The organism is Capnocytophaga sp. oral taxon 329 str. F0087 (assembly GCF_000213295.2).
Lineage (GTDB): Bacteria > Bacteroidota > Bacteroidia > Flavobacteriales > Flavobacteriaceae > Capnocytophaga > Capnocytophaga leadbetteri_A.
Genome location: NZ_KN390075.1, coordinates 1 through 3,990, shown reverse-complemented (window position 1 = coordinate 3,990; position 3,990 = coordinate 1). Strand labels below are relative to the sequence as shown.

4 protein-coding genes and 1 pseudogene are annotated in these 3,990 nt (G+C 41.1%); all 5 read left to right on the top strand.

Going from position 1 to position 3,990, the window contains the following annotated elements:
- Positions 1-227 (top strand): annotated as a pseudogene (locus HMPREF9074_RS12740) (hypothetical protein); the annotation flags it as partial.
- Positions 228-452: 225 nt separating this feature from the next.
- Entirely contained in the window at positions 453-1,553 is a 1,101-nt protein-coding gene (gene carA / locus HMPREF9074_RS11265; protein WP_009389411.1) for a glutamine-hydrolyzing carbamoyl-phosphate synthase small subunit, read from the top strand.
- A gap of 69 nt (positions 1,554-1,622) precedes the next feature.
- Complete coding sequence (locus HMPREF9074_RS11260; RefSeq protein WP_009389409.1) at positions 1,623-2,090, top strand: DinB family protein; 468 nt, start codon at positions 1,623-1,625, stop codon at positions 2,088-2,090.
- A 123-nt stretch (positions 2,091-2,213) separates the two neighbouring features.
- Complete coding sequence (eno, locus tag HMPREF9074_RS11255; protein ID WP_009389406.1) at positions 2,214-3,506, top strand: phosphopyruvate hydratase; 1,293 nt, start codon at positions 2,214-2,216, stop codon at positions 3,504-3,506.
- A gap of 98 nt (positions 3,507-3,604) precedes the next feature.
- Positions 3,605-3,990: carboxypeptidase-like regulatory domain-containing protein (locus HMPREF9074_RS11250; RefSeq protein WP_034540893.1), on the top strand; the 386-nt coding region annotated here is incomplete at its 3' end.

Genomic DNA, 3,990 nt, shown 5'->3' with positions numbered 1-3,990 from the left:
TTTGTCTGCAGCAGACAAAAATTAAAAACAAACCCTTATTAAAAAGTTACTTTTATTACTTGAATTTAGGAGAGTCCAAATATAAGGTATATTATACTACTATGCTGCTCATGTATGCTGACCATTACATCTCCCCCTTTGAAGGAAGTCCGCGAGCTGGCGCAGCGGAGTATGTGCAAAGGGGGGATGTTATATACGAACGATACAGGAATACCGAAAAAACATAGAAGTATAAATAACTAAAGAGTCCAATATAAGGTATATTATAGTATTATGAGGCTCTTGTATGCTGACCGTCACATCTCCCCCTTTGAAGGAAGTCCGCGAGCTGGCGCAGCGGAGTATGTGCAAAGGGGGAAGGATGTCCCCTCAAAACAAAAAATATTCTTCTTAATAATTGCTAATTGATATTTATTTTGTATTTTTGCGCTCAGAAATAACGACGTAGCACAATGAAATATCAACAAAAGAAAAAAGCGGTGTTGCTATTGGCTGACGGTACTGCCTTCTATGGCAAAAGCGTAGGCTATGAAGGCACTGCTTTTGGCGAGGTTTGCTTTAATACCGGTATGACTGGTTATCAGGAAATTTTTACTGACCCTTCTTACTTCGGACAGATAATGGTGACGGCTAATGCGCATATAGGCAACTACGGCATCACTGAAGACGACTATGAGTCTAACGGACTCAAAATCGCTGGCTTAGTATGTAGAAATTTTAGTTACGACTATTCTCGTCCCAAAGCACAGCAAGGGCTTCAGAGCTTTTTAGACGACCACCATTTGGTAGCCATTTGCGAAGTCGATACGCGTGCTTTGGTAAGCTACATACGCGATAATGGTTCTATGAATGCTGTTATTTCAACCGAAACTGACGACTTAGAGGTGCTCAAAGCACGTTTGAACGAAATTCCTAATATGAAAGGTTTAGAATTGGCATCAAAAGTGTCTACTGCTAAACCTTATTTTTTTGGTAATCCTGAAGCTAAGTACAAAGTAGCTGCTTTGGACTTTGGCATCAAGCGCAACATTTTGCGCCACTTAGCCAACCGCGATATATATGTCAAAGTATTCCCGTATAACACACCTTTAGCAGAACTCAAAGCGTGGAACCCCGATGGCTATTTCCTCTCTAACGGCCCTGGCGACCCCGAGCCGCTAACAGAAGTTATCGCTCAAGTAAAACAGATGATAGCAGAAGATTTACCTATCTTTGGCATCTGCTTAGGGCACCAAATCATCGCTTTGGCAAACGGTATTCCTACCTACAAAATGCACAATGGGCACCGCGGTATCAACCACCCTGTTAAAAACCTATTAACAGGCAAAGACGAGATTACCTCACAAAACCACGGTTTCGCAGTCAGCAGAGCAGAAGCCGAAGCAAACCCTAATATAGAAATCACACACACACACCTAAACGACGATACAGTAATGGGCTTACGCATCAAAGGCAAAAAATGCTTCAGTGTGCAGTACCACCCCGAAGCCGCTCCAGGCCCTAATGATGCCACCTATCTGTTTGACCAATTTGTAAAGATTCTTAGTCATTAGAAAGCGACAATAACACTAACGACTAACATTCTAACGACTAATTACTAACGTACTAACGACTAAATAAAAATGAAAGAAATACTTACCCCCGAAGCACTGCTCACTAACTTAAAAGATGTACGTGCCCTCACCCGCAAGGTGATTGAGGCTTTCCCTGAGAAAGACCTTTTTGAGTTCAATATAGCTAACTTGCGTCCCTTTTCAGCAATGGTAGAAGAGTTTTTAAGAGTTATGGACTATCTTTTTAAAGAAAGATTTCAGGAGCAACACACGCTTTTCTTAGAAGGAGCTTTCCCTACTACCAAAGCAGAAGTATTAGCTTTGTGGGATAGAGCCACTGAAATTCTCGACCGCGAATGGACAAAAGTAGGCGATTATACCCAACCGCTTACTATTTATCAAATGACTTTTAGCTTTGCGCAATGGATACTATACTTCATTGAAAACGAGAGTCACCACCGCGGACAAGGCTATACATACCTCCGTGCTTTAAACATCGAACCACCATTCTTTTGGGCAAGACAAAGTTTTAATTAGCTAATTTTGCCGATTTCTCATATGTGCATAGTATTAGTCACTAAATAGCGACACATTCTAACGACTAACGACTAATAACTAACGACTAAAACATAGTAAATTAATTAAATAAAATAAAAAAATATGAGTAGAATTGTAAGCGTGCACGCACGCCAAATCTTGGATTCAAGAGGAAATCCGACTGTAGAAGTAGATGTATTGACCGAAAACGGTTTTCTTGGTAGAGCAGCTGTGCCTTCAGGAGCCTCAACTGGTGAATACGAAGCCGTTGAATTACGCGACGGTGGTAAAGATTATATGGGTAAAGGCGTTTTAAAAGCCGTTGCTAATGTTAATGAAATCATTGCTGAAGAGATAGTAGGTATCGACGTATTCGAACAAAACCTTATCGACCAAGCTATGATTGCCCTCGATGGCACTCCTAACAAATCTAAATTAGGGGCTAACGCTATCCTTGGGGTTTCATTGGCGGTTGCAAGAGCTGCTGCTGAAGAACTTGGCTTACCTCTATACCGCTACGTAGGAGGGGTTAGTGCTCACACTTTGCCTGTTCCTATGATGAACATCATCAACGCTGGTGCTCACTCTGATGCTCCTATCGCTTTCCAAGAATTTATGATTATGCCTGTGAATGCTAAAGACTTTTCACAAGCTATCCAAATGGGGGCTGAAGTATTCCACAACCTTAAAAAAGTATTACACGACAAAGGTTTAGGTACTGCTGTAGGCGACGAAGGTGGTTTCGCTCCTGCATTCAAAGACATCGAAGATGCTCTCGACTCTATCAAAGAAGCGGTAAACAAAGCTGGTTACAAATGGGGCGAAGACATTAAGATTGCCTTAGACTGTGCTTCTTCTGAGTTCTACAAAGATGGTAAATACGATTACACTATCTTCGAAGGCGCTAAAGGTAAAGTACGTACTTCTGCTGAACAAGCTGAATACTTAGCTGAATTAGTAGCTAAATATCCTATCATCTCTATCGAAGACGGTATGGATCAAAACGACTGGGACGGCTGGAAATTGCTTACCGAAAAAATTGGAGGCCGCGTACAATTAGTAGGTGACGACTTATTCGTTACCAACGTATCTATTCTTGAAAGAGGTATCGCTAAAGGTATCGCTAACTCTATCCTTATCAAAGTAAACCAAATCGGTACACTTTCTGAAACAATTGCAGCTGTCGAAATGGCTAACCGTGCTGGTTACACCGCTGTGATGTCTCACCGTTCAGGAGAAACTGAAGACAATACTATCGCTGACCTTGCAGTAGCACTTAACACCGGACAAATCAAAACCGGTTCAGCTTCTCGCTCTGACCGTATGGCAAAATACAACCAATTGCTTCGTATCGAAGAACAATTAGGCTCTGTAGCATACTATCCAAAAGAAAAAGCTTTCAACGTAAAGAACTAATCTATTAGGTTAGTAAATAGTCTTTTTAACTCAAAGAAGGATGTCCGAGCTGAAAAAAAGTTCGGACACCCTCTTTTTACCTTAAAAAAAGAAATGTGATGATGAAGAAGTTATTATGGTTTTGCGTACTACTGTTCAGCAGCTACACTATCGCACAAGAAACTGAGCTGCACGGGCATATATACAGTGTACAGACCGAAAAACCGATGCCCAACGTACATATTCTAAACCTCAACAAAGTAAAAGGTACCACCTCCGATCACAAAGGCGATTTCACCATAAGTGCAGCCGCCAATGACACCTTGTACATTTCTTTTTTAGGCTATAAATCTACTAAGATAAGGGTAACCAATGATATGATTAAGTTTCAAGGACTAAAAATCGGAATGACCGAATTAGCTTATGCCCTCGAAGAAGTAGTCGTTACCCCCTATAAATTAACAGGTTATTTAGATATTGACGCCAAAAATGCACCCGTAAACAG

Excerpts from the sequence above, each read along its gene's own strand:
- carA (WP_009389411.1), top strand. The coding sequence starts at position 453 with ATGAAATATCAACAAAAGAAAAAAGCGGTGTTGCTATTGGCTGACGGT.
- HMPREF9074_RS11260 (WP_009389409.1), top strand. The coding sequence starts at position 1,623 with ATGAAAGAAATACTTACCCCCGAAGCACTGCTCACTAACTTAAAAGAT.
- eno (WP_009389406.1), top strand. The coding sequence starts at position 2,214 with ATGAGTAGAATTGTAAGCGTGCACGCACGCCAAATCTTGGATTCAAGA.